The organism is Microbulbifer donghaiensis, assembly GCF_900129095.1.
Classification (GTDB): Bacteria; Pseudomonadota; Gammaproteobacteria; order Pseudomonadales; family Cellvibrionaceae; genus Microbulbifer; species Microbulbifer donghaiensis.
Map to the genome: position 1 here is coordinate 249,390 of NZ_FQVA01000004.1, position 25,152 is coordinate 274,541.

Here is a 25,152-nt window from a genome sequence, read left to right on the forward strand (position 1 = left end):
TTAAGAAAGCAGGGATCAGAAGTGATACTTGACCAGCAGGTTCACATTGCGCTCATCGGAATCGATACCGAAGGTGCCGTCCTTGATACCGAACTTGTCATCCCAGTGCGCGTACTCGATACCGGCATACAGGCTCTTCGGCTGGCCCCACTGGGCGCCCACATCCCACTTCAGCTGGGAGGTGAAATTCATGCTCGGGTGCGCATCCTCTGAGGCACTGCTCCAGTCGATAAAGCCGTCGTAGAGAAAGTCCAGGCCGCTCAGGGTAAACGGCAGGCCCCACACCAGGGTCAGCTGCTCGTTATCGGCCTTGTCGTCGTTGTTGCGGTGGTAGACGTTGGCCTGCACAAACGAGAAGCCCGGTACCGCCAGGTCAAAACCGACGCCGGCCAGCTTGTTGGTGAAGTGCGGGCCGGTCGCGGTCAGGTGGTTCGGGTCGTCCATATTGCCGAATTCCAGCGTGGAGGCCAGCAGCACGTCCTTCACCGGCCCGAAGGCCAGCTCGCGGCCGCTGAGCTTGCCCAGGCTCAGGCGGGGGGACACCTCGGTGTACAGCTCCTTGGAATCCGCGCTGGAGGTCAGGTAATCGGCGAACATAAAGAAGTCGCCCCAGCTGTGGCCGCTGACGTGCTCGAAGGTCACCACTGTGCGGCTGGAGTCGTCGGTACCCAGGCTGTAATCGACCTTGTAGTCGCCGCCGCTCAGCAGGCTCAGGCTGTTGTCCTGCCAGAGCACTTCGGCTTTTACCGCTACCGACGCCAGGCCGGCGGTCATAAAGAGCAGGGACTTGGACAGGTTCACGGATACCTCGGTAACAGCGATTCAGCGGACAGGGCTCCCGCGCGGGCTCTAGGAAGGTGCGGCCGGCGGCGGCTGGTCAAAAAATGAGCGCGGAATTTACCGGATTCGCGACCGGTTTTCCAATTTATTTCAAATAACGGGCTGGGCGGAATAAAGCGGTTTCAGTGTGAACATGCCAAGAAAGATTGCCTGCAGGAAACATTGTGCTCCCAGGGCGAGGTAGATGGCGGGATTCGAGAAAAATTGATCTAGGAATGGCGCCTTGGGCAAGCCGGGCAGTGGGCAGCGGCGGCTGAAAAGCGGGTTGTTGTCGTCCCGAGAGCGGGTGCACAGGTGGGCTCGAGGTGATATTGCCGGGCGGTGCGCCTCACCGCGTTAAATGTTTGAAGTGACCGGTGATAGAGCCAAAAAAAAAGCGGACCCGGCAGGATCCGCTTTTTTTGAAATCGGTAGCGGCGTTACACAACTACGATATTTTCTGCTTGAGGGCCTTTTTTACCTTGTGTCACGGTAAATTCGACGCTCTGGCCTTCCACCAATGTTTTAAAGCCTGAACTGGCGATTGCGCTGAAGTGTGCAAAAACGTCCGGGCCAGATTGCTGGGTAATAAAACCAAATCCTTTGGCTTCGTCAAACCACTTGACGGTTCCCTTTACGGTATTAGACATAAAAATATCCTGAAACTAAAAAATACTAATATCTTCGAATGCTGAGGTGTTGCTTGGAAATGAAGGCTGAAACTTAGAAACTGCAGGACGCGCTGTTACGACCAAAACAGCGAAATGTAGATTTCAAATAAAAGACTTTCTTTCTAGCGGCTACCCACTCTATAGATAAATCGGTGGGTTGTCTATTAATTGTTCAGTCTCACTGGTGGCGCGCCCCGGGCGATCGTCCGCCCCTGAAGACATAAGCCGCCATACTCAGCCGGAAATCCCTGTCCCGCCATCCATGAACCCTCGCCACAATGCGCTTCTGCTAACCTGCTCCATAACCCGCGCCGCGGCGCTGTGGCGCTGGAATATGGCTGTCGCCTTCTCAACTTGGAATGGCCGAGGGAGACTATGTTGGACTACAAGCTCTACTACTGGGATCTACCCTTTCGCGGTAACTTTATCCTGCTGTTACTGGAAGAGGTGGGGGCGAAATACGAGCGGCATGGCGCCAGCGACCTCTATCCGGAGCGCAGCCTGAAAATCAAGAATCCCGGCATGGCGCCGCCATACCTGTACGAGTGCAAGAGCAAAACCTATTTCGCGCAGATGCCCGCCATCCTGATGCACCTGGGCCGAGAGTATGACTACCTGCCCAAGCGCGCGGAAACCCACACGCTGGCCCTGAAAACCATCCTCGACTGCAACGACGTGCTGATGGAGATCACCAACTTCAACGGCATGGCGATGTGGCAGAAGAGCAACTGGGAGGAATTCCGCTACTCGCGTTTGCCGGACTGGATGAAGATTTTTGAAAAGACCGGCCTCGAGCACGGCCTCAAGGACGGCAAGGGGTTTATGCTCGGCTCCACGCTTTCAATTGCCGATATCGCCACCGCGGCCCTGTTCGGAACCATGGTTTATTCATTTCCGCAACTGAATGAAGACCTGCAGGAAAACGCCCCGCATATCGCCAGTCTCTGCCAGAGAGTCGAAGCGCGCCCGGCGATCAAAGGATTTCTGGACGCGCAAAGAGGACAGTACGGGAACGGCTATTGCGGTGGTCAGATTGAGCAATCCTTGCGGAAGATGATCGACTAGCCGGCTTGTTGGAATCTCGCCATATCAATACCTGATGCTGCCGCTTAAAAGCCTTCCAGCACAATCTTGCCGATAGCACGCCCGGACTCCAGTTCCTCGTGGGCGGTGCACAGGTGCTCTGCGTTGATGGTGCCGAGGTTCTTGCCGATGGTGGTCTGCACCAGGCCCTGGTCGACCAGGTCCGACAGGCGGTTCAGCAGCTTTCCCTGTTCATCCATATCCGCGGCCTGGAACATCGAGCGCGCGAACATGAATTCGATATGCAGCGACAGGCTCTTGGGTTTCATCTTCATCACCTCGAGCGGCGCTGCCGGATCATCGATCATGGCGATCCTGCCGAAGGGCGCCAGCAGTTCGATAAACGTCTCGAAGTAACTGTCGGTGCGGTGCAGGCTGGCGACGTGGGTAACGGGGCCTATGCCCAGTGCCTCGATCTGCGGCTGCAGCGCTTTCGTGTGATCGACCACGTGGTGCGCGCCTAGTTTCTTTACCCAGTCGCTGGAGCTCTGCCGCGAGGCGGTTGCAATCAGCGTGGCGCCGGTCAATGCGCGGGCCAGTTGCAGCAGAATAGAGCCTACGCCGCCAGCCGCGCCGATCACCAACATCACCTCACCGGATTGCTCGGCGGAGCCCGCATCCTGCTGCCGGATGCCCAGGTGCTCGAACAGCATTTCCCAGGCCGTGATCGCAGTCAGCGGCAGCGCTGCTGCCTCCGCGTCGGACAGGCTCTGGGGTTTGCGGCCGACGATACGCTCGTCCACCAGCTGGAACTCGGCGTTGCTGCCCTGCCGGTTCAGGTCGCCGGCGTAAAACACCACATCGCCGGGCCGGAACAGCGTTACCTTGTCGCCGGTGGCGACCACCTCGCCCACGGCATCCCAGCCGAGCACCTTGTACTCGCCGTCAGCAGGGACCGCCCGCTGGCGAACCTTGAAGTCCACCGGGTTGACCGCTATCGCCCTGACCTTCACCAGCAGGTCGTGACCAGTGGCGACCGGCTGCGGCAGCTCGATATCCATCAGGGAATTGGGATCGGTGATTGGCAGGGACTGGCGGTAGCCCACGGCTTTCATGGTGTTTCTCCGTGTGTGTTCGATGGGAAAATACTAGACCTTGCCGCCCCGACCAGAAACTCGCCGTCGAAAGTATTTCGTCACTCAGGCAAAGAACTGAAAAACAATCAGCGCAACACACAGCACAAAAGCCAGCGCCGGAAATCCGATCGGATAGCGGACCACGCCGGCTTCGGTCTCGGCGCCGCGAAATTTGATCGCAAACAGGGACAGGTTAACCAGCGAGAAAATCACCAGCATGATAAAGGCGGTGATTTTCGCCAGCACGGTGAGCGGCAGCCACAGGGCGAACACCAGGATTATCGTTCCGACCAGTAGCGTGGCAACCACCGGTGTCTGGGTCCTGGCACTGACACCGGCAAAGATTCGCGGGGCCAGTTCCCGCTTCGCCATACCGTACAGCAGCCGCGACGCCATAATGATCTGCACCAGCGCACCGTTCACCACCGCAAACATACTGATAATGCCGATAAATGTGGTCGAATGGCCGGCACTGGTGACCATGCTGGCCAGCGGTGCCGAACTCTGCGCCAGTTCGGGCACCGGCAGCGTGCGCACCGCCAGCGCGGCGACGACCATATACAGCAGTGTCGATACGGCAATGGCGATCAGTATCGCCCGCGGCAGTGTCCTGCGCGGGTTCCTGACCTCCTCGGCAAGATTGACCATGTCCTCGAAACCGATAAACGCATAGAAGGCCAGAAAGCTGCCCACCAGCACGCCCGCCCAGGCGTCGATTTCTGGAACCGCAAAAATCTCGCTCCATTCCTGCACCGCGGGTGCCTGGCAGCTGACGGCGATAACAAACAGCAGGCCGCCCACCTCGATCAGCGTCACGATCGTCACCGTCAGCGCGGACTCGTTGATGCCCCACAGCGCAATCAGCGTCAGCAGCGCAATCAGCAGGGTGATGGCGAGGTAATCCGGGATCTGGACAAAGAGTTCGAGGTAGCCGACGAAGCCGTTGGCGATGGTCGCCGCCGAGACGATGCCGGTGACCGCAACCAGGAAGCCGACCAGTTGCGCCAGCCAGCGCCGCTGCCACGCATTGTGGATATAGGCGGCGGACCCGGCACTGTGCGGAAAGCGCGAAGACAGTTCCGCGTAGGACAGCGCGGTCAATGCGGCAATGATCCCCGCCAGCAGGAATGCATAGGGCAGAAACAGCCCCGCCACCGCGCTTACCTTGCCGATCAGCACATAGATACCGGCGCCGATAATGGTACCGATGCCGTAAAAGCTGGTTACCGGCAGCGACAGCGAACGTTTCAGGGTGACAGTGTCTGGCACGCAATTCCCCGGGCGAACGAATAGTTGGGCGATGTATTAAATTTTGATGGGTTCTTGCTGTAAACGCGCAATTTTTGAGGATTAATATTGCGCAAAAATCTTAGTATTAACAGGATTATTTCAAGAATAGTGAATTGCTGGAGGCAACATGAAGTCTAATTGTCTACATCTCGCGATCCCCGCCGGGGATCTTACAAAAGCGATGACCTTCTATTGCGAAGTGCTGGGTTGCAAAACCGGCAATAGCGAAGAGGGGCGCTGGGTCGATATAGACTTCTGGGGCAACGAGTTAACCCTGCACCAGAGCGAGGAACAGCTGCCCAATGTGCGCCACAAGGTGGATATGGGCGAAGTGGCCGTGCCGCATTTCGGCATTCACTTGCCGGAAGATGAGTTCCAGGCGTTGAAACGCCGTATCGAAGCGGCGGGCCTGGAGTACCTGGACAAGCCCTACCGTCGCTTTGTCGGTAACGAGTATGAGCAGGAGACCTTCTTCATCAAAGATCCGAATGGCAATGTGCTGGAGATGAAGACGATGGTGAATCCGGAGCTGATGTTCCGGTAATCAGGCTGAAGCAAAAAGGCCACCTTACAGGTGGCCTCAGGTTGCTGACAAAGTTACGGAGTCAAAATTTAAGGCAAAGTGCTAGGACGAGTATTTCGAACCGTCGGCGACAGGACGTCGCCGCCGGAGCTTACAGGGATGTATTCACAGCGTTTCGAAATGCTCGTCCTAGTGCTTGGCCGCCACCGCACCAGCTCAGAACGGAATGCGGTGTTTATCAACAATCTAAGGCCACCTTACAGGTGGCTTTTTTGTGCCGTAGCCAGCTGACCTCGGGAGTGGAATGGAGAAAACGAACTAACACTCCCGTAATATCAAACCTAGCAGAACAAGTCCTGACTCCTCCAGAGTCCACCAAGTTGGCTTACTGACCGTTCAGATCCGTTCCGTCGGCAGGCATTTCTCCGAGGACACTAGCCACCCTTTGATCGCCGATCGCTTTGTCCCTTGCCGCAACAAAGGCGCGGGTGGTGCGGCTAATATCCTCTTTCGTCGTCGCCCAAGAGCAGACGCTAACGCGGATAACCGAACGGCCCTTCCAATTGGCGCCCCCTGCCCAGCATTCGCCGGACGCCTGGATGTGACTCATGGTTTGGTTTGTCAGGGTGTCGTTGTCGCATGCGACAAGGACCTGGTTGAACACCACATCGTTCAGGATGGTGAAGTTTTCGGCCCTTAGTTCCTCTGCAATTTGCAGTGCCCGCTTGTGCAGTTGGGTTATCAGCTCGTCCACGCCCGCCTTGCCGAGGTATTTCAGCGCTGCCCAGAGTTCGATCACACGTGCGCGCCGGGACATCTCTGGCGTCAGCAGCATACCGTCGCGGTTCTCGCTGTAACTGATATAGGAGCCCGAGGCCTGCAGCGCATTTATCAGCGCTTCCTTATCACTACACAGCACTATGCCGCTGTCGTAGGGCGTATTGAGTGTCTTATGGGCATCCACGGAGAAAGAATTTGCCTTGCCCATCCCTCTGGTGAGATGCGCCAGCTCACTCGATGCCGCGGCCCAGAGGCCAAAGGCGCCATCAACATGCACCCAGGCCTTTGCCTTACTGGCTCTGTCACAGATCTCTTCGAGCGGATCGAAGGCACCGGAGCTGACGTTTCCGGCCTGCAGGATCAGAATGGTGCTGTCATCCAGCTCTGGCAATGCGGACGGAATGATCCTTCCCTGGTCGTCACAATCTATCCACTCGATGTTATCGGTACCGAAACCCAACAGGCTGATTGCCTTGACGACGGTGCCATGCGCATGACGCCCGGTTATGATCCTGACCGGTGGCGCTCCGCGAAAGCCGCGCTGGTTAATGTCCCAGTTCTTGTTCTGGAATATCCGGTAACGGGCTGCCGCCAGACCGCAGAATATTGACATTGAGGTCCCGCTGACAAACCCGGCAACCACTTGCTCCGGTAGCCCGAGCAGCTCTCGCAACCACCCCTCGGTTATTTCCTCCAGCTTGGCTGCCACTGGCGACATAACATGGAGAGCGGAATTTTGGTCCCAGAAATCGCCCAGCCAACGGGCCGCCAGGGACACCGGCAGGGTGCCGCCGTTGACGAAGCCGAAATACCTGCCGCCTGTCTGTGCAACGCTCGCTGGTGAGCCGTAACGATGTAATTGCTCGATTACGTCGCCGGCATTACCGATTGAACCCGGTAGCCGTTCGGTAAACTGCTCCAGGTCGGCGATGGCCTCCGGAGTGGGGAATACGTGGCGCTCGCGCACGCCATCGGCATAGCCAAATGCGTGTTGCTGGGCCTGTCGGAAAATGTCCTTGCTTTCCATTTCCAGGAACATTTTATCTTGGAGTTTCTTCGTCAATTGGGCTTCCCCTGTTTATGTTGACTGACAGCGCGTCGGCAGCCGGGTGAGGGTCATTAGCCGGCTCGCCGCCAAGTATCGGGACACGCCTACCGCCGCATTGTGGGTGACGAGTATGGACAGTAGACCTTATTCATCAAAGTCCTCGATGGCAATGTGTTGGAGATGAAGACGATGGTGAATCCGGAGCTGATGTTCCGGTAACTGGAGGCCAACATAAAAAACCAGCTCGACACGCGAGCTGGCCTAGTGGAAAAACGTAATCCTAATTAGGACGGGGCACCATCTAAACCTAATCCGCATCGTGCGCATTCACTACGGCATGGATCAATACACTCAGGCCGTGATTGAAGCAGCCATCGCCGTGCGCGTGCTGGCCTCCGAGGGGGAGATCGTGTGCCTCGTCCAGCGTCACCCCAAACATCGCGGCGGACGGTGCGCGGGCGTCTGCGTCTGACCGCCGGTAGATGGACACGCCCTCCTTGATCGTTTCCAATACCTGCAAGTCGTCGAGCTGGTCTTCCGGCACTTTCATCGGGTTGTCGGACAGCACCACAAAGTCCGCCAGCTTGCCGACTTCGATGGACCCTTTGCGATCCTCCTCAAAGTGCTGCCAGGCGGGCCACAGTGTCATCGCCTTGAGCGCCGTTGCCACCGGCACACGATGTTCGGGGCCCAGTACGCGGCCGCTGCGGGTACGGCGGGTGACGGTAGCGGACAGGATGCGCATGGAGTCGGGCAGCGCCACCGGGGCGTCGTGGTGGGTGCCGAATATCATTCCCTCCGCCAGCACCCAGCCGGTGGGGGAAATATTCTCCGCCCGCGCTGGCCCCAGTACCGAGTCGCGGTGGTAATCACCCCAGTAAAACGTATGCATCGGGAACAGCGACGGGAAGATATCCAGCGCCTTGAGTTTGCCCACCTGATCCTTGCGCAGTGTTTGGCCGTGGACCAGCACAGGCCGGTTGTCCACATTTGGGTACCTGGCCTTCGCCGACTTTACCGCCCTGATCAGCAGGTCCATGGCGGCGTCACCATTCGCATGCACAAGAATTTGCCAATTGTTGGCGTACGCCTTTTCGACGGCGTCCATCGCTGTTGCTCGGTGATCGCCGGATAACCTGCATAATCCTTGTCCCGGCCCGGCGGCGGCACGTAATAGGGTTTCGTGAGCCAGGCGGTCTTGCCCTGGGGAGAGCCATCGATAGTCAGCTTGGCGCCACCAACGCGAAAGCGATTGGTGTAATCGCGGCTCGGGCGGATAGCGTCGATCTCCAGAATATCGGGGTAGGCGACGACGTCGATCTTAAAGTCGCCAGCATCCGCCACGCGCTGCAGTGATGCCAGAGAAGCCGAGGTCGCCCGGCCCTCCTGTCCGGTTGTGTAGCCATAGGAGGCCAACATCTTCGCCCCCTCGACCGCGAACAGGTCGTTCACTGCCTTGTTCAATGACTTGCCAAAGGCGGTTACCAGCTGGAAAAACGCGTATTCCTCTGCCACGCCATTCGGGGTCTTGCCGTCCGCTTCGCGCTGGAAGACGCCACCTTCGGGGTTTTTAGTGGCCGCGGTAATACCGGCAATCTCCAACGCCTTGGTATTGGCGACGCCGAGGTGACCCGACTGGTGGATGATGAGGATGGGAATATTCTTCGATACCCGGTCCAGGTCCTGACGGGTGGGGTGGCGCTGCTCGGCCAGCTGCGAGTTGTCGTAACCAAAGCCGACAATCCAGCCAATCTCTTCGATTGCCTCCGGCTTGGCCTTGGCCCAGTCCTGCAGCAGCTGCACCAGGGAATCGATGTCTTTGCCGGTGCCATCGGGCGGTGGCAGCAGGTTCGCGGTGAGGGCCTGTAATCCGATCATCCAGGCGTGCCCGTGCGAATCGACAAAGCCCGGTAATAGCGTCCTGCCGCCCAGATCAACCTTTTTGGTGCCCTTCCCAGCGGAAGGCAGCAAGTCAGTACTCTTGCCCACCGCACTGATCTTGCCTTCCTTAACCGCCACCGCCTCGGCGGTGGGCTGCTCGTCATTCATCGTCAACACGGTAGCGTTGTAATAAATGACATCGGGCGACGAAGCGCCTGCAGCAACTTGGGTAACCATCATAAGGAATAGTCCGCCGAGCAGGCGAAAAAACGTGTTCATGGGATACCCTCACAGCAGGTAAAGCCCGGCACTTAGGCAGACTGAAAGCGTGCAACCCTTTAAGAAATCCTAGCCAATGACGCAGGGAGCGTTGACAAAAATTGTCTTGTTAGGAGCGCGCGAGGCCTAGCTCAGCCGTCTGGCGCTGGATCGAGATGTTCAATGCCGATCTGGTCCCATTTGCTCGCCCACTTTATCCTAGTTTGACTCATTATTTTCGCCTTCATTGAAAGTTAACTTTTGATACATTCCAAGTCCGATCACGACCAGGCCAGCGGAGATCAACAGAAAAGTTGGATAAATCAAGTTTTTAATATCTTGTTTCGCGGCATCAAAAACGAACACCAGGGCTTCCAGGCTAACCGCTATAATTATAATTACCAGAAATTTTAGTAAAGTCGCTCTTTGCTCTAAGAGTGATTTCCCGCGACTGCTGCTGAGGACTTCTTCCTCCAGTAAAAATTTGGCAACATCAAATACTGCCATGCCAATTACAATTAAACCGATGGCATTAAGAAGGGCGCTTACGAGTAAAGATTTTTCGTGTACTGAGATCCAAATGCCCCACATGGCTACGCCCATCATAGCGACACTGATAAGGCATAAACTTAAACCGATGAGTCCATACACGATTCTCCCTATCCATTCAGTTAATTTTTTCATGCGTTTTTCTATCGACTCGATTGTTTAATGGGTCAGGTCAAGAATGAGCCATGGCATCTGAGCTTGCCGCCCCTCTTTCTGTGGCATCTCCAGCGGAGTTATTTGTCTTTCTTGCAAGCCGGGCTCCGATATCATTAAGCCTCTTACCACTCAGTAACATCCCCCCCCCCTATAGCCGACGTATTTAAGCGGAGAATCTGATCAGCCTTGAAACTATTCAGGTGGTCCGAGAATAGAAAACTGTATCTTTCGCATTGATGTTTAGAGTCTCGGTCTGGCGAAGGATATTCCGTATTTTGCGCGATAAAAACGGAATTATTTCTCGAAAACTTCAGAACGGCGATACTCTATATTCAAATGCCGCGTATAAATTCTTCGAGTCGCGCACATCTTTTCTGCTTACGCCATTTTCAGGTTTCATGGAAATCAGAAGATGAACGTGATTGGTCGTTAAGATTCCTGCGCGCGTCAGTATTTAAAGTCTATATGCGCATTGCTTCGATCATCGTTCGAATACCGTCAACATTTGCTCAGAGCAAAAGCAGGCCTCTCTGATATTTACACTCTAAGCAATATGCTGAAAATGCCGATAGGATTTAGACGAGAGAATCTGTCCATCAACGAGTCATTTCGGTGATGAGCAGATTGTAATTTATGAGGGAGGCAGTAAGTTCGAATAGACGTCAGAATGTTGATCTGGCCTCATTTGCTCCGGAAGGGAGATGGAGTCGAATCATTTCCGTCGATCGGTACGCGAATATACTCTTTTCAAAACGTTCCTCTGCCCCCATTGATGTATTCGCCACCCATTTACAGGTAGAACTTTATGTCGAATGCGCCCGAATCCACCGCTAGCGCGCCGCTGGATCGGCCTGCCACTGCCGCCGCAAGTATGAGTGCGCGCGAAATGATGGCGGAGCTCTGGCGGTTTATGCGGCCCTACAAAAAGGTCCTGCTGGCGGCGGGAGTGGCGCTGGTATTTACGGCGGGTATCACCCTGTCCATCGGCCAGGGGATAAGGCTGCTGGTTGATCGGGGTTTTATGGCGGGTTCCAGTGCGGCCCTGGGTAACGCGGTGCTGGTTTTGATGGCGCTGGCCCTGCTGATGGCGGTGGGCACCTACGCGCGTCATTACCTGGTGTCCTGGCTGGGCGAGCGGGTGGTGGCGGACCTGCGCAAAGCGGTATTCGACCATATCGTGACGCTGCACCCCAGTTATTTCGAGATCAACCGCAGCGGCGAGATCATGTCTCGCCTCACCACCGACACCACCCTGCTGCAACATATCATCGGCACATCCTTCTCGATGGCGCTGCGCAGTGCGCTGATGTTTGTCGGGGCGCTGGCCCTGTTGTTATTCACCAATCTCAAGCTGAGCCTGACGGTGCTCGTCGGTGTGCCGCTGGTGCTGCTGCCGATCGTGCTCTACGGCCGCCGGGTGCGCCGCTTGTCCAAGGCCAGCCAGGACTCGATTGCCGATGTCGGCAGTTACGCCGGCGAGATTATCCAGCACATCAAGACCGTGCAGAGTTACACCCGCGAGAACCACGAGAAGCAGGCTTTTGGCCGGGAAGTGGAAACCGCATTCCAGGTGGCCAAGCGGCGCATACGCCAGCGCTCACTGCTGATCGCCACGGTGATACTGCTGATGTTCGGCGCCGTCAGCGGCCTGCTGTGGGTTGGCGGTAACGACATGATTGCCGGGCGCATGAGCGCCGGCGACCTGGCCGCCTTCGTGTTCTACGCCATGCTGATGGGTTCTGCGGTGGCGACCATTTCCGAAGTCTATGGCGAACTGCAGCGCGCGACGGGTGCAACCGAGCGGCTGGTGGACCTGCTGAATGTGGAAGCGGATATTCCCGAGAGTACCGGCGAAGACCAGTCCGTAAAAACCCTGCACGATGCTAAAGCCCAGGTGGCCTTCGAGGCAGTGGATTTCAGCTACCCGTCACGTCCCGATCAGTGCGCCATTCGGGGATTGAGCCTGCTGGTTGCCGAAGGCAGGAGCCTGGCCCTGGTCGGGCCGTCCGGTGCCGGCAAGTCGACACTGCTGGAACTTTTGCAGCGCTTCTACGACCCGCAGGACGGGCGCATCACGCTGGACGGTGTGGACATCCGCGAGATGGACACCGGCACGCTGCGCAAACAGATGGCGGTAGTGCCGCAGCAGCCGGCGCTGTTCACCGCGGATGTCTGGTACAACATCCGCTACGGCAAACCCGGCGCGAGCGATGAGGAAGTCATCGCCGCCGCCAGGGCGGCCCACGCGCACGAATTTATTGAGCAATTGCCGGACGGCTACAACAGTCACCTGGGCGAGCAGGGCACGCGCCTGTCCGGTGGGCAGAAACAGCGCTTGGCCATCGCCCGCGCGATCCTGAAAGACCCGAAGATACTGTTGCTGGATGAAGCCACCAGCGCGCTGGATGCCGAGAGTGAATATCACGTGCAGCAGGCACTGCAGAAACTGATGAAAGGCCGCACCACCATCATCATTGCCCACCGGCTGGCGACGATCCTGCACGCCGACAGCATTGCGGTGCTGGATCAGGGGCAGCTGGTCGCGCAGGGCAAGCACGCAGAACTTATAGAGATCTCACCCCTCTACAAGCGTCTGGCGGAGTTGCAGTTTCAGGATTCAGAGAGGCAGAAGCCGCTTGTGGAATAACGGCTGGAGTTTGAATATCCAGTGGATATTCACGCAGACCACAAATAAAAAAACGGGCCCCTGAGGGCCCGTTTTCACATGCGCAGGGCTATCAAGCCACTACGATGTTTTCGGCCTGGGGGCCTTTTTTACCTTGAGTTACGGTGAACTCAACGGTCTGGCCTTCAACCAGGGTTTTGAAACCTGCGCTTTCGATAGCGCTGAAGTGCGCAAAAACGTCCGGACCGGACTGCTGCTCAATAAAACCAAAACCTTTGGATTCGTCGAACCACTTAACGGTTCCTGTCACTGTCTTAGACATAAATAATTCCTGAAATTTAAACAGATTAGAGCCTACGAGAGGCGGGTGGTGCTTGAGGTAAAGGCTCTTGAAAACTGCAGGACGAGGTATTACGAGTAAAACAGCGAAATGGAGGTATCAATAAAAGTCTTTCTTTCTAGCAGATGTCACTCTACAGAGAAGTGATCGCCCTGTCTATAAATTGTTCAATTATTGCCTGGCGCAGATCGTGGCATAAACCGGAGATCTGCGCCAGGCCAGCGCAATCAGGCTGCGCGGGCTTCCGCCCTCGCGCGGTCCGCCAGGTACTCGTCGTAGGTACCCTGGAAGTCGATCAGCTTGTTGTCCTTGATCTCCAGTACGCGAGTGGCCAGTGAGGATACGAACTGGCGGTCGTGGCTGACGAAGATCAGGGTGCCCTCGTACTGCGACAGCGCCTTGTTCAGCGCCTCGATGGATTCCATATCCAGGTGGTTGGTGGGCTCGTCCATGATCAGCACGTTGGTGTCCATCATCATCAGCTTGCCGAACAGCAGGCGGTTCTTCTCACCACCGGAACACACGCGCGCCTTCTTGTTGGCGTCGTCTGCGGTAAACAGCAGGCGGCCGAGCATGCCGCGCACGGTCAGGTCGTCGTGCTTGGGCGTGCGCCACTGAGACATCCACTCGAAGATGGTGAGGTCGTTGTCGAAGTCCGCGCTGCTGTCCTGCGGGCAGTAACCGATGGCCGCGTTCTCCGACCATTTCACCACGCCGCTGTTGGCCTGCAGCTCGTCCACCAGGCAGCGCAGGAAGGTGGTCTTGCCCACGCCGTTCTCGCCGATCACCGCCAGGCGCGCGCCGGCTTCCAGAATCATCTCGCCACCGGCAAACAGCGATTCGCCGTCAAAGCCGTGGGACAGGTCTTCCAGCGTCAGTGCCTGCCGGTGCAGCTTCTTGCACTGCTGGTAGGTGATGTAGGGGCGCACGCGGCTGGACGGCTTGACCTCCGCCAGCTTGATCTTCTCCATCTTCTTCGCCCGCGAGCTGGCCTGCTTGGCCTTGGAGGCGTTGGCGGAGAAGCGGTTTACGAAGGACTGCAGCTCCTCCAGCTCGGCCGTCTTCTTCGCGTTCTCCGCGTGCAGCTGATCCTGGATCAGCGTGGAGGCCGCGACGAAATCGTCGTAGTTGCCGGGGAAGATGCGCAGCTCACCGTAATCGATATCCGCCATGTGCGTGCACACCTGGTTCAGGAAGTGGCGGTCGTGGGAGATGATGATCATGGTGCTGCGGCGCTGGTTCAGCACTTCCGCCAGCCAGTGGATGGTGTGGATATCCAGGTTGTTGGTGGGCTCGTCCAGCAGCAGTATGTCCGGGTCCGCAAACAGCGCCTGCGCCAGCAGTACCCGCAACTTCCAGCCAGGCGCTACCTGTTTCATCAGGCCGAAGTGCAGGGATTCCTCGATACCCGCCTCCAGCAGAATCTCGCCCGCGCGGCTCTCGGCGCTGTAGCCGTCCAGCTCCGCGAACTGCACCTCCAGCTCCGCCACGCGCATGCCGTCTTCCTCGCTCATCTCCGGCAGCGAGTAGATGCGGTCGCGCTCCTGCTTGATCTCCCACAGGCGCGTATCGCCCATGATCACCGCGTCGACCACGGTGTAGTCCTCGAACGCAAACTGGTCCTGGCTGAGGATACCCAGGGTGGTGCCGGGGGCCATGGACACATTGCCGGCGGTCGGCGCCAGCGCCCCGCTGAGGATCTTCATAAAGGTGGACTTGCCACAGCCATTGGCCCCGATCAGGCCGTAGCGGTTGCCGTTGCCGAACTTGGCAGAGATGTTTTCAAACAGCGGCTGGGCACCGAACTGCATGGTGATGTTCGCGGTGGTGATCAAGAGCGTATTCCCGGGAGCTTGGAGGTGGCGGTATTTCAGTGCGGTCCGCCAGCGCGCTGGCGTACGGCGGGCCGCGCACTATAAGGGCTTGCAGGCTGGGTGTCGAGTGAATTGTATAAGAATCGTACAGCTTGAGGCGGCGACGTATGCGCAGCCTACTCCGGCTCGGGGCCGCTGGGGCCAGCAGAGGGAAAGCCCCGGAGGCTGCTGAGCAGGTTAGTCAGGCGGTCCCCTTTACGCAAACATAAACAGAATTCGTAGATTCGCCATTTAGAAACGGGTTATAGAAAGAGATCACATGTGAGTCGACAGCTTCAAACACCGTTTTCAGTAAAGCCTCAAAACGTTCCTCCGGCAGGTTTTGCGACCACATGGCAAAGACACCTCCGGGTTTAAGCTGCTCTGCCATAAGCGCCAGGTTTTCGGTGGTATAAAAGCTCGCATTGCCCGCATTCAGATATTCGGTCGGGGAGTGGTCGATATCCAATAGAATGGCATCAAACTTTTTGCCTGCGCTGTCTGGGTCAAAGCCCGCATCCGGGGCTGTGGCCAGATCGAAGAAGCTGCCATGCACATAGCGATTGCGTACATCAGCGTTCAGAGTTTTGCCCAGGGGAACAAGCTCATCTTTATGCCAGCCGATAACCGTATCCAGGGCTTCGACGACCAGCAGCTCGGCAATGCGCTCGTCCTTTAATGCGGCCACCGCGGTATAACCCAGGCCCAATCCGCCAACGACAACATTGAGCTTATCGCCCTGCACTGCAGCCAGGCCAAGAGTAGACAAGGCCTCTTCAGCCTCGACAAACATACTCGACATCAAGAATTCTTCGCCCAGCTTTACTTCGTAGATATCTCTGTCACCAAGCGCGGGAATACGCCGTCTGCGCAAGGAGATCTCCCCCAGGGGAGAGGGCTGACTATCAATTTCTTCAAACATTGCGGACATAACTGGTTGGTCCCGAGGTGGTCGAACGATGGGTACGGAGTGTCGAGGGCAGTGTATAACACTTGTACAGCTCGGGAGCGAAGTATAAGAACCGCCTACTGTTGTGCATCTTTCCTGTAGACAATGAAGATAACCAGGTCTTCGTTCCCGATCTGCCGTAGACCGTGGGAATTGCCCGGGCGTGTAAGAATCGCCGTCCCCGGCCCGACCTTGGACCTTTCACCGTTCATGGTCAGTTCCCCGGTGCCGCTGACCACATAGTAAATCTCGTCCTTGTGCTGCTCGTGATAGCCGATAGCCGATCCAGGATGGAGTACGCGCTTCTTGAACACCAGGTCCATGGCGGGGACGTCGGCGAAGAATGGGTAGCCGGTAGTTTCGCCGCCGCCCTTGTGTGGGCCGGGCTGCTGTTCGGCGATCGCCGCCTCATTCTCAATGACATAGCCAGCAGTTGCCGCTGCTTCTGCCAAGGCGAGACTGCTGGTAGTGATAAAGGCAAGGCCCATCAAAAAAGCTTTCATGGGTTCGCGAATCTCTCAAAAAGGAAAGCTGCTGTAGCTGCCCAGTAGCATGCGCAGGTAAGCGGAACCCTCCGCCGTGTGGAGCCAGGCCAGAGCGCCCAGATTGCCGAGCACCGTCAGCCAGAATATGAACCGGAACGGCTGCTTGCGGGATTTGTGCCGCAGCCTCTGCTGCGCCAGCAAGGCACCGGGCCAGCCGCCCAGCAGGGCCATAAGATGGAGTGTGCTTTCCTTGGTGCGCCAGTCACCGCTGCGCGCGGCGGACTTGTCCACGTAATAGAACAGGTAGGTCAGCAGGCTCATGCCCGCGTAGAGCATCGGCACCAGCGGGGGTAATTTCCCGAACGCTACCGAGGCGCCGACCAGCCCGAAAAATATCAGACCGAACAGCGCTGCCCCCGATCCACCACGCTTACGCCGGTTGCGCGGCTTATCCCCGGCCAGCACGGCCTTGCTCGCACAAGGGCGCCCCTGCCGGTCGGCAGACAGCTCGTAAGTCACCACCTCGCCCGTCTCCGGTCGACGCTGACGATTGGTAAACGCCTTGATATGGATAAAGACCCGCTTACCCCCAGGCATTGGCTCAACAAAGCCGAATCCCTTGTCGTCGTTCCAATTGCTGATCTTGCCCTTTACGCGGCTTCCGGCGGACGCTGATTGTGCGGACATACATTGAGCCCGGTATCAATTAAGTAGGTGAATTGTGCGGGAGTTCAGGGCTGGCGCAAAGTGTGTGCCACTCAAATTCTGGTACTGGAAAATAAAAAACTAACTGTTCTCAAGCGGTTCTGTCTGTGAGGAGTCTGCGATCTGGTTTACTTCCCGATCCAGCAGGTCAAATATTCCCTCTTCTCGCAGTACCCGCATTCCCAGTCTCTGGTCGGAAATACCGGCACGCAACTGGTAATCGAAGTGCAGCCGTTCGCCACTCTCCACGGCCTCGAAGTAGCGGCAGTCCACCTGGTTGTGCAGGCGGTGCAGGTGATCGCTGAGTTCGATCTGGTGGGAAGAAAACATAAACAGGCAGTTCTCGCGAGTAGAGAAGCGCTCGAGGATGGCCAGCGATGCCTCGAACGCATCTTTGACGTTGGTACCCTTGAATGGTTCGTCCATCAGCGCCAGCACCCGTTCACCCTGCGCGACGGCCTCGGCCACCGTCTTTACGCGCAGCGCCTCCGCGCGGAAGTAGCTCACACCGCGCCGCAGGTCGTCGGCCAGCGAAATGGAACTGAACAGCCATTGCACCGGCACAAACCGGAAAGACTGCGCCGGTACACCCATGCCCAGGTGGGCGAGGTACAGCGCGGTGGCAAATGCGCGCAGGTAGGTGGTCTTGCCGGCCATATTGGGGCCGGTGAGAAATAGAATGCGGTGCTGCTGGTTGAGCGACACGGGATTGGCGACGGGATTGGTGAGATACGGATGGTAGAGGCCCTCGGCCTTAACCTGCATCGGGCCGGTGCAGATTTCCGGCGTGACAAAGCCGTGTTCGGCGCTGGCATCGGCCATCGATACCAGTGCATCCAGTTCATAGACCAGTGTCAGCAGGCGGTTGAGCGTGTCCTTTTCTTTGACGCGCAGGTCCTGGTCGAGCCTCAGGATTCTCCAGGTGCTCTGGCTCCCAATATCAAAATCCGGCACCAGGCGGAAGTTCGGGCGCGTCAACAGCACGCGCAACTGGCGCAGCAGCGGGCCCAGTTCACCCGTGGCCTTTTGTAGGTGTGGCAGTACGACAAAATTGCGCAGTCCCCGGATCAATCGACAGGCGGATTGGGCGCCGCGCACAATGCTGAAATAGTGGCTGTCCTGGTTGATCCAGACCTGAAGGGCGCCTAACGCAAACTCCAGTTGGTTGCGGAAATCCAGGCTTGGCAGAATTTCATGCAGGTAAGCCTGTGTGCCTTCGATGGCATACACGGAGGGCATTTCTTTGAAGAGCGCGCGCTGCTCGGTGATAAAGCGAATGGCTTGCTGGGTAGCATCAATACGTTTCGCGCTGGCCCAGGGATTCTGCATGCGCCGCCGCAGTGCCGCCGCGCCGCCGGCGGAGCGCGTCCGATTACAGAAGTCGAACAGGCTCGCATCACCCGTATCGGCTTCCAAGATTTCCAGATCTTTGAACGTGTGGGAATCGATGCCGAGAAGGTCGGGCTTAGTGCTGCTGGTCGGCATGGGCGAGCTTCCAGTTGGCAAAGAGAACCTGTGGAGTGAACCTATTACGCAAAAGTTCGAAATGGTATTTATTGTTGTTCGTGCTGGCTATTTAAGCAGAACTTGACGCGAATGCAATCCATGCTCATCGGGGCGGATTTGTATTGAACTGGGAATTTTCTAAGTAGCAGTGGCGGGACTATTTCGGTCGCCGCACTCGTCGACATTCATATCAATTAAGCCATCGCGATGCCGAGGAGTTTCTCGGCCTGGCGGCGCAACTCACCCCTGAGCTCCGACGGCGTGAGAATCTCGAAGGTAAATGGCAGTCGCACCAGTTGCGTGGCAAACCAGTTCAGGCAGCCGGTGTGCGCGCGCCACAGCACCGCGTCGCCTTTGGGTGTCAGCAGGCCCAGCTCGTCGCCGAGCACGGCGCTGGCATTCGCCAGGTCCGTATGCAGCAACAGCTCCACTTCAATGCCTGAGTCCATGCTGGCAAAACTGCTGGTGAGATAAGCGGCGGCATCGAAATCCTGCGGCCGCTGAAAAGGAATTTCCAGCCGGCGCAACTGCTGCATACGGTCGAGACGGAAGGTGCGCAGATCTGCGCGCAAATGGCAGTGTCCCACCGCGTACCAGCGACCGCGGCGGAACACCAAACCATAGGGGTCGAATTCGCGCCGCGTCGCACTCCCATCACCCTTGCCGTTACCGCTACCGCCGGTGTAGTCGAACACCGTGCGGCATCTATTCTGGGTGGCGGCGGCCAGGGTTGCCAGCGTGACACTGTCCGGTGCCGACGACGGCACCAGATCCAGGGTGACACTGTCACCGAGTGCGCGCAGTTGCTGTTTCAGTTTCTGCGGCATGACCCGCTCGAGCTTGGCCTGAGCACTGGCGACGGCGGTGGAGACCTCGCCCACACTGAGGCTGCGCGCCGCCAGCAGGCCCAGGGAAATGGCCAGCGTCTCCTCGTTGGTGAACATCATCGGCGGCAGCTTGTAGCCAGACACCAGTCGGTAACCGCCATAGCGCCCGCGCTCGGCCGTCAACGGAATACCGATCTCCTCGAGGGTGGCGATGTAGCGACGCAGCGTGCGGCCGTCCACGCCGAGCATCTGCGCCAGTTCGCTACCGCTGGCGTTGTCGTGGATCTGCAGCAGCTCCAGCAGTGCCAGCACCCGTGTCGTCGGATTCGACATGACTTGCATCCCGCAAAATTTATTAGGGCGGAATATAGCCTATTTAACAAATACAGTGCTCCCGTTCCTTTCACAGGCACTAACAACCGAAGAGAAATGAAGAGCAACGGAGAGCTGCTATGCAAGATGAAGTGATGTTCTATACCAACCCGCAGTCCCGCGGTCGCACAACGCGCTGGATGCTGGAAGAGGTGAGTGCGCCCTATCGCACGGAGATTCTCGAATACGGCGGCAGCATGAAGGCGCCCGCTTATCTCAAGATCAACCCGATGGGCAAGGTGCCGGCCATCGTGCACCGCGACCAGGTGGTGACCGAGGGCGCGGCCATCTGTGCCTATCTGGCGGAAGCTTTCCCGCAAGCGGGACTGGCACCGCTGCCCGAAGAGCGCGCCAGCTACTACCGCTGGCTGATCTTTGCCGCCGGACCACTGGAGGCGGCGATTACCGACTTCAAGATATTCGGGGTGAAGCCGGATGCAGAGAAGCAAATGACGGTCGGCTACGGCAGCTACGCGGCAGCGCTGGACAACCTTTCCAACTGGTTTATGGGCCACACCTACGTAACGGGCGAGCGCTTTACCGCCGCCGATGTCTACGTGGGATCCCAGATCGCCTGGGGGTTGGAATTCGGCACCATCGAAAAGCGCATCGAATTCATCGACTACGCGAAGCGGGTTACGGCGCGCGATGCCTATCGCCGCGCCACGGAAAAAGATGACGCACTTGAGGCAACGGTCTGATGAAAAAGACCTACCAGGGCAGCTGCCACTGCGGCGCGGTGCAATATGAGGCGGATATCGACCTGAGCGCCGGCACCGGCAAATGCAATTGTTCCATTTGCACCAAGACCCGCGAATGGGGTGCGCTGATCAAGCCGGGCGACTTCCGCCTGCTGCGGGGCGAGGAGGCGCTCAGCAACTATCAGTTTGGCAGCAAGCAGGCACACCACCTGTTCTGCAAGCACTGCGGTGTGCGCTCGTTCGGCAAGGGACATGTGGAGGAACTTGGTGGCGATTATGTCGCCGTCTATTTGTCTGCGCTGGACAATATCACTCCGCAGGAGCTGATCGATACGCCGGTTAAATACTTCGACGGGCGTAACGACAACTGGTGGAACACACCGGCGGAAACCCGCCATCTGTAACCGTTAGGGCGGCCTTCTTTGGCCGCCCAGCTACTTGGGTTCTGAGTCTTCTTCAAGAATCCGTCTTAGAGGGATTTTCCTAGGCGTGGATAAATCCTGTAGAAGTACTTATATGCCAAGAGTTGGATCGAAAGCTCTGCGTTCTGCTACAGGAGGCGTTTGGGCTAATAAGTGCAAGTAAAAGCCTGGTTTTCTCCCAGAAAGCGGAAATTGGATATCACCAGTTGTGGTATGGGGTGAGGCCAGCTTTCAAAAGCACCTCCGCCAGCCATAACCGGACAGCTGCTTGTCTTATGGAAGTTCCCAGAGTAATCAACCATGTTGATATGGTATTTGATGGGCAGTTCGAAAGGATTTTTAACGGACAGCATGGTTCCGTTCTCGGTCTCACTGAACTCAAAAGCGACAGTTTTCTCTGGGTTTAGAACACTCTCTACTTGGGTAACGTCTACGATCTTGCCTTCATTGATCGTGACTTCTGCATATACCTTACTCTGTCCTTTTATAGTGATAATGCCGCCATGCAAGCTGCCATCACTCTGCTCTTTAACATGTGCGGAGTTGCATCCAGAAATAAATGCGCTTAGTGCAATTGCAAAAGGTATTATCTTTTTCACTCTAAATTTCCCTGTTCTGCTTGTATGATGGTTTTATGAGGTTTACACCACTCTTCCAGTATTCAAGCTTGGGGTCAATAGAGAAGAGTGTTGCTAGAACGCTTACTGCAGGTTCTCTGGGTGAGTTACCTGCCGAAATTTTACTCTGATTTCAATTGCTTTATCGGGGTTAGATAAATTTTATAACTTTAATTTGTTGGAGTGCGTGTAATGCCAGAACCTTCATCTAGTATCATATATTTGACAGAATGAAATTAAAGCGTTTTGTTTATTGCCGCCGATCTGGTTTAAGATCAATTATCTCCCGCTAATTTCTTTGCTTTTTATGTGGTATAGCTCCTCGTCGATCAGTGCGTGACCCCGAAACGACGTACCATCGATTTTCACATCAAAAAACAGTAGGTGACGGCCGTCCTCAATTTTTTCGCTGAAGTGGCAGCGCACGGCATTGGTTATGCTGTTGAAATCATGGTCGTTGAGTTGGGTCTCGTAGTAAAATCCGCTTGGCTCTCCTGTATCAAAATCATAGTCAAAGCTCGGAATCTCTTCGTGCTCCCAGTTCCTACTTCTAAGCGAGTCATTCAAGGAGAGTTCCAAAACATAGCCCTCATCGTCCTTGTGGGCAGCAACTGCCAGGGCCCCACTGAAAAAACCAGGCTTGTCCTCTGACTTATACAGGCGAATATGGACGGTGCTGAATTTTAGCTCTACGTTCTCCGCTAATCCCGATGTTCCCTTGGCGTCGAATGTGATAATTGCGGAAGCTTCGCTTTTATACTCATATCTCATAATCGTTAATCACTCGTAAATGTATTGCTAGTTTGAATGCTGCTGTGAGGTGAGCCGTATTTCTTCGTGAAAAAGTACACTCCGTACAGCCGTTTTGCTTGGCATTGCTGAAAAATATAAACCTATTTATAAATGGGAGATCTCATGTATGTCCCCCCCCCACTTGCTCAGTTGATTGGCTGAATCGTCTTGCATTGCGGGAATGCCGAACAACCCCAGAATTGTTTGCCCGCTTTCGATCCTCGTTTGCTAGTGCGCTTGATCATCTGATTGCCGCATTTGGGGCAGAGTCTTTCCGCATTGGGATTGTTGCGAGCTTCTAGCTGCTGTACGTGCTGCCGGTGCGTTTCTCGCGTGGGCGCTAGGCGACCGGATTGGATCTGACTTACCGCTGCCTGGACCTGGCTTTCTGTCAGCACGGGGATCTGAAAGGATTTGATATAACGGATATAGCCGCCAGCTTTGGTGACGTTGGCGGGCATCGGTGTCTTGAAAGTGCTGTTGCCGGCAAAGACTACCACGGAGTGAATCGTGTCCTGTGGTACGTTCAATATTGCTTGCAGCGATTTTACGTGCTTGTAATTCTGCCGAAGTGGATTCTGGAACTTGAAGGATTTTTTGTAGATCCGCTGCGTCCACTGCGCCTGGTGTTCCCCGCCAAGTATCCAACCCTGCATATTTTTGGTTTCCACCACGAAGATGCCGAAACGGGAAACGAAGATGTGATCTATTTGTGTAGTCCCGTCCTGGGTCTGCAGGGTAACATTGTGTATTCGTTGATATACATTGGTTGGCAGGAGAAGCCAGCCAAAGAAAGTTACCAATGCTTCGCCAAAAATCCCCTTGAACCAGGGGTTTTTCAAGATGGCGGCAATCAATGCAATTGGTAGAAGCCAATATGCAACCGATAGTGCTTGATTTATAAGTGGATCGAAGTTCATATCGTTAATATTGTTATATCGATAATTGACCCAAAGGATCAATTTATTGGGCGGCTGACTTCTTGATCCATGACAAGGTTTGAATAATTAGCTAGGCCGGCTGCCAGTGTGCAGTCTGATGCCACTGCCGCAGCCGGCTCATCTTGAGCTATTAAGTTTTGAAGAATATTTCCTCAATTAAATCTGTCACCGAAGTGATCAGCAGGATAAAAGATCCGGTGGCAAAACACCAGACGCCAGTCACGGAGTGGTCGGCGAAGTTGGGCAGGAATAGAATGCTGCCTACCAGGAAAAACACGCTGGCGAAAATCATCAAAACCATATGGACTATTCGCTTAATCATTAACAGATTCCTGATCCAAATTCACGGGCGCGCGGTCTGTCCGTGTTGCTCATGTTGTAAGAACATTGATGGACACTGTGTCCAATTAATACTCAATTCTAAATTTAGAAGTCGGGCTGTAATGCCAAGCTGATCGATACCCGGTTCCAGCTGTTGATCTCCAGTATCAACGCCGTCAAAGCAAGCAATCCTTGACGGCCGAATTCTTGCTCCACTGCCTGGTATAGGGTGTCAGTAACGCCGTCAGGGAGCAAGCAGGTTAGCGCTTCAGCCCAGCGAAACGCCAATTTTTCACGTGCACTAAAACATTTGGCTTCTCTCCAGGCCTGCAGAACATCGAGATGAGCTTGGGGGACACCACTTTTGCGCGCATCTTCTGCATGTAAACGCTGGCAATAGCAGCAATTGTTGATCTGGGAAACGCGCAGCCTGGTCAAATGGCCGAGGCCGGCATCAATTGTGCCCTCTTGGGCTGCAAAGTTACTGAGCATTTCCAATGCATTGGGTATGTCGGGGGAGGATTGGTATAAGTCGGAAGCTGACATTCTGGCAGTCATTGATTTGCCCTCGGCTGTTGGTGGGCCAAAGTATCTCTGCTGAAGGATGTTAGGTCTTGTAAATATCCGACAATTTACGTGACCGGTAGGTGCTAGGGGTCTCCCCTACAAAGCGGGTAAAAGTTCGAGTGAAATGTGCCTGATCGTAAAAGCCACAAATCAGTGCTACTTTTGCCAAATGGGTATTTGATAGGGACAGTTGTGCGCGAGCTAGCTTCATCCGGCGGTATTGCAATACCTGTGACGGGGTCATGCCGACTTCAAGCCTGAACTGCCGCTCCAGTGTCCTGACGCTGGTTCCGGCCGCTTCCGCCATGCTCTCGACGGTGTCGGTGGGTGCAAGTTGGGCTAGTGCACGTTCGACTCGACCTGTGCTTCTTTCCGTACTGAGCTCTATTTCCAACAGCCACTCTTCAATTTTCGTCAGTGACGATATGACGTCTGAGGGGGTCAGGCTGTCAACTAGCGCAAAAAACCGTGATAGTTGTATTGGCGTCAGCAGGTGTTGCACTGGCACTACAATGTCGTTGCAGTCCTGGGGGCTTATACCAAACAGATGGAAAAGGGCGCCGGGCCTGAATCGGATACTCAGTATGAGGCTGCTGGAGGAAAATTGAGAACGGGAAATAGCAGAGTTGAACTGAAAGCAGGAGCTGCGATCCGGGCTTCCGAGATCAATCGAAAGACTGGCGCCCCCGTCCGGATACAGCGTTTCCGTGAAGACTGTCTGGGGGGACAAAATACTCCCCGTAGACCAGTAACACTCTACTCTGTGGCTGAGGGCGCCCACCGGCAAAAATCGGCGGAATCCCAGATAGCGGAACTCGTCTATATCCTGCTCTTCTCTCAATTCGATCTCGCTTGTAGTAAAGGCACGCTCGTTGGGTATTTTAACGCGTTGACAGGTCTGGCATTACCGGTTTCAAAAATAGAGTTCGCCCATGGGCTGGCCTGTAGTGGTCAAGTGGGTGTGGACTGCCCTAGGCTGTCTTCAGGTTTACTC

26 protein-coding genes are annotated in these 25,152 nt (G+C 56.0%); 5 read left to right on the forward strand and 21 right to left on the reverse strand.

Annotated elements, in window-relative coordinates:
* Positions 1-15: 15 nt before the first annotated feature.
* Positions 16-801, reverse strand: a complete 786-nt coding sequence (locus BUC36_RS14800) for an outer membrane protein OmpK (RefSeq protein WP_143187008.1) — start codon at positions 799-801, stop codon at positions 16-18.
* Positions 802-1,259: 458 nt separating this feature from the next.
* Positions 1,260-1,469, reverse strand: coding sequence for a cold-shock protein (locus BUC36_RS14805; protein ID WP_073276515.1), 210 nt, complete (start codon positions 1,467-1,469; stop codon positions 1,260-1,262).
* A gap of 396 nt (positions 1,470-1,865) precedes the next feature.
* On the opposite strand from BUC36_RS14805, the gene BUC36_RS14810 reads away from it, so the two are divergent.
* The gene (locus BUC36_RS14810; protein WP_073276517.1) at positions 1,866-2,555 is read left to right on the forward strand and encodes a glutathione S-transferase; all 690 of its coding nucleotides are present in this window, start codon (positions 1,866-1,868) and stop codon (positions 2,553-2,555) included.
* Between the two features lie 44 nt (positions 2,556-2,599).
* On the opposite strand, the gene BUC36_RS14815 is transcribed toward BUC36_RS14810, so the two are convergent.
* Both BUC36_RS14815 and BUC36_RS14820 read right to left on the reverse strand, forming a co-directional pair.
* Positions 2,600-3,628 carry a zinc-binding alcohol dehydrogenase family protein gene (locus tag BUC36_RS14815; protein WP_073276519.1) on the reverse strand — a complete coding sequence of 343 codons (1,029 nt, stop codon included), beginning with the start codon at positions 3,626-3,628 and terminating at the stop codon, positions 2,600-2,602.
* An 84-nt stretch (positions 3,629-3,712) separates the two neighbouring features.
* Positions 3,713-4,918: an APC family permease gene (locus tag BUC36_RS14820; RefSeq protein ID WP_073276521.1), complete on the reverse strand. Its 1,206-nt coding sequence runs from the start codon at positions 4,916-4,918 to the stop codon at positions 3,713-3,715.
* Positions 4,919-5,066: 148 nt separating this feature from the next.
* Between BUC36_RS14820 and BUC36_RS14825 the strand changes: the two genes are divergently transcribed.
* Complete coding sequence (locus BUC36_RS14825; RefSeq protein WP_073276523.1) at positions 5,067-5,483, forward strand: VOC family protein; 417 nt, start codon at positions 5,067-5,069, stop codon at positions 5,481-5,483.
* A gap of 364 nt (positions 5,484-5,847) precedes the next feature.
* Here BUC36_RS14825 and BUC36_RS14830 read toward each other — a convergent pair whose 3' ends face one another.
* The 4 genes from BUC36_RS14830 to BUC36_RS19075 all read right to left on the reverse strand — a co-directional run bounded on the left by BUC36_RS14830 (position 5,848) and on the right by BUC36_RS19075 (position 10,113).
* Positions 5,848-7,305 (reverse strand): pyridoxal phosphate-dependent decarboxylase family protein, encoded by a 1,458-nt coding sequence (locus BUC36_RS14830; RefSeq protein ID WP_234995014.1) that lies wholly within the window; start codon positions 7,303-7,305, stop codon positions 5,848-5,850.
* Positions 7,306-7,597: 292 nt separating this feature from the next.
* Positions 7,598-8,398 (reverse strand): amidohydrolase, encoded by an 801-nt coding sequence (locus tag BUC36_RS19325; protein WP_073276525.1) that lies wholly within the window; start codon positions 8,396-8,398, stop codon positions 7,598-7,600.
* Complete coding sequence (locus BUC36_RS19330) at positions 8,317-9,450, reverse strand: amidohydrolase (RefSeq protein WP_073276527.1); 1,134 nt, start codon at positions 9,448-9,450, stop codon at positions 8,317-8,319. The genes BUC36_RS19325 and BUC36_RS19330 overlap by 82 nt, the downstream gene beginning before the upstream one ends.
* A gap of 198 nt (positions 9,451-9,648) precedes the next feature.
* The gene (locus BUC36_RS19075) at positions 9,649-10,113 is read right to left on the reverse strand and encodes a general glycosylation pathway protein (protein ID WP_200797290.1); all 465 of its coding nucleotides are present in this window, start codon (positions 10,111-10,113) and stop codon (positions 9,649-9,651) included.
* 826 nt (positions 10,114-10,939) lie between these two features.
* Between BUC36_RS19075 and BUC36_RS14850 the strand changes: the two genes are divergently transcribed.
* Positions 10,940-12,781 carry an ABC transporter transmembrane domain-containing protein gene (locus BUC36_RS14850; RefSeq protein WP_084536108.1) on the forward strand — a complete coding sequence of 614 codons (1,842 nt, stop codon included), beginning with the start codon at positions 10,940-10,942 and terminating at the stop codon, positions 12,779-12,781.
* A gap of 91 nt (positions 12,782-12,872) precedes the next feature.
* On the opposite strand, the gene BUC36_RS14855 is transcribed toward BUC36_RS14850, so the two are convergent.
* From BUC36_RS14855 to BUC36_RS14885, 7 genes are all read right to left on the reverse strand, one after another.
* Entirely contained in the window at positions 12,873-13,082 is a 210-nt protein-coding gene (locus BUC36_RS14855; RefSeq protein ID WP_073276529.1) for a cold-shock protein, read from the reverse strand.
* 245 nt (positions 13,083-13,327) lie between these two features.
* Positions 13,328-14,935: an ABC-F family ATPase gene (locus tag BUC36_RS14860; RefSeq protein ID WP_073276531.1), complete on the reverse strand. Its 1,608-nt coding sequence runs from the start codon at positions 14,933-14,935 to the stop codon at positions 13,328-13,330.
* Positions 14,936-15,155: 220 nt separating this feature from the next.
* Entirely contained in the window at positions 15,156-15,875 is a 720-nt protein-coding gene (locus tag BUC36_RS14865; RefSeq protein ID WP_234995015.1) for a spermidine synthase family protein, read from the reverse strand.
* Between the two features lie 104 nt (positions 15,876-15,979).
* A complete protein-coding gene (locus BUC36_RS14870; RefSeq protein ID WP_073276535.1) occupies positions 15,980-16,405 on the reverse strand; it encodes a cupin domain-containing protein in 426 nt (141 codons plus the stop codon).
* A gap of 15 nt (positions 16,406-16,420) precedes the next feature.
* Entirely contained in the window at positions 16,421-17,074 is a 654-nt protein-coding gene (locus BUC36_RS14875) for a DUF1294 domain-containing protein (RefSeq protein WP_073276537.1), read from the reverse strand.
* Between the two features lie 99 nt (positions 17,075-17,173).
* Positions 17,174-18,577 carry a MutS-related protein gene (locus tag BUC36_RS14880; protein WP_073276539.1) on the reverse strand — a complete coding sequence of 468 codons (1,404 nt, stop codon included), beginning with the start codon at positions 18,575-18,577 and terminating at the stop codon, positions 17,174-17,176.
* Positions 18,578-18,792: 215 nt separating this feature from the next.
* Entirely contained in the window at positions 18,793-19,758 is a 966-nt protein-coding gene (locus tag BUC36_RS14885) for a helix-turn-helix transcriptional regulator (RefSeq protein WP_073276541.1), read from the reverse strand.
* 119 nt (positions 19,759-19,877) lie between these two features.
* On the opposite strand from BUC36_RS14885, the gene BUC36_RS14890 reads away from it, so the two are divergent.
* Both BUC36_RS14890 and BUC36_RS14895 read left to right on the forward strand, forming a co-directional pair.
* Positions 19,878-20,498: a glutathione S-transferase family protein gene (locus BUC36_RS14890; RefSeq protein ID WP_073276543.1), complete on the forward strand. Its 621-nt coding sequence runs from the start codon at positions 19,878-19,880 to the stop codon at positions 20,496-20,498.
* A complete protein-coding gene (locus BUC36_RS14895) occupies positions 20,498-20,902 on the forward strand; it encodes a GFA family protein (protein ID WP_073276545.1) in 405 nt (134 codons plus the stop codon). The genes BUC36_RS14890 and BUC36_RS14895 overlap by 1 nt, the downstream gene beginning before the upstream one ends.
* A 164-nt stretch (positions 20,903-21,066) precedes the next feature.
* Here the strand turns inward: BUC36_RS14895 and BUC36_RS14900 are convergent, their stop codons facing one another.
* From BUC36_RS14900 to BUC36_RS14925, 6 genes are all read right to left on the reverse strand, one after another.
* A complete protein-coding gene (locus BUC36_RS14900) occupies positions 21,067-21,519 on the reverse strand; it encodes a hypothetical protein (RefSeq protein WP_073276548.1) in 453 nt (150 codons plus the stop codon).
* Positions 21,520-21,816: 297 nt separating this feature from the next.
* Positions 21,817-22,308 (reverse strand): hypothetical protein, encoded by a 492-nt coding sequence (locus BUC36_RS14905; protein ID WP_073276550.1) that lies wholly within the window; start codon positions 22,306-22,308, stop codon positions 21,817-21,819.
* 167 nt (positions 22,309-22,475) lie between these two features.
* Positions 22,476-23,249, reverse strand: a complete 774-nt coding sequence (locus tag BUC36_RS14910) for a nuclease-related domain-containing protein (RefSeq protein ID WP_073276552.1) — start codon at positions 23,247-23,249, stop codon at positions 22,476-22,478.
* Between the two features lie 151 nt (positions 23,250-23,400).
* The gene (locus tag BUC36_RS14915) at positions 23,401-23,592 is read right to left on the reverse strand and encodes a YrhK family protein (protein WP_084536110.1); all 192 of its coding nucleotides are present in this window, start codon (positions 23,590-23,592) and stop codon (positions 23,401-23,403) included.
* Between the two features lie 104 nt (positions 23,593-23,696).
* Positions 23,697-24,149 (reverse strand): carboxymuconolactone decarboxylase family protein, encoded by a 453-nt coding sequence (locus tag BUC36_RS14920; RefSeq protein WP_073276556.1) that lies wholly within the window; start codon positions 24,147-24,149, stop codon positions 23,697-23,699.
* Positions 24,150-24,198: 49 nt separating this feature from the next.
* Positions 24,199-24,999 carry a helix-turn-helix transcriptional regulator gene (locus BUC36_RS14925; RefSeq protein WP_073276558.1) on the reverse strand — a complete coding sequence of 267 codons (801 nt, stop codon included), beginning with the start codon at positions 24,997-24,999 and terminating at the stop codon, positions 24,199-24,201.
* Between the last annotated feature and the right edge of the window lie 153 nt (positions 25,000-25,152).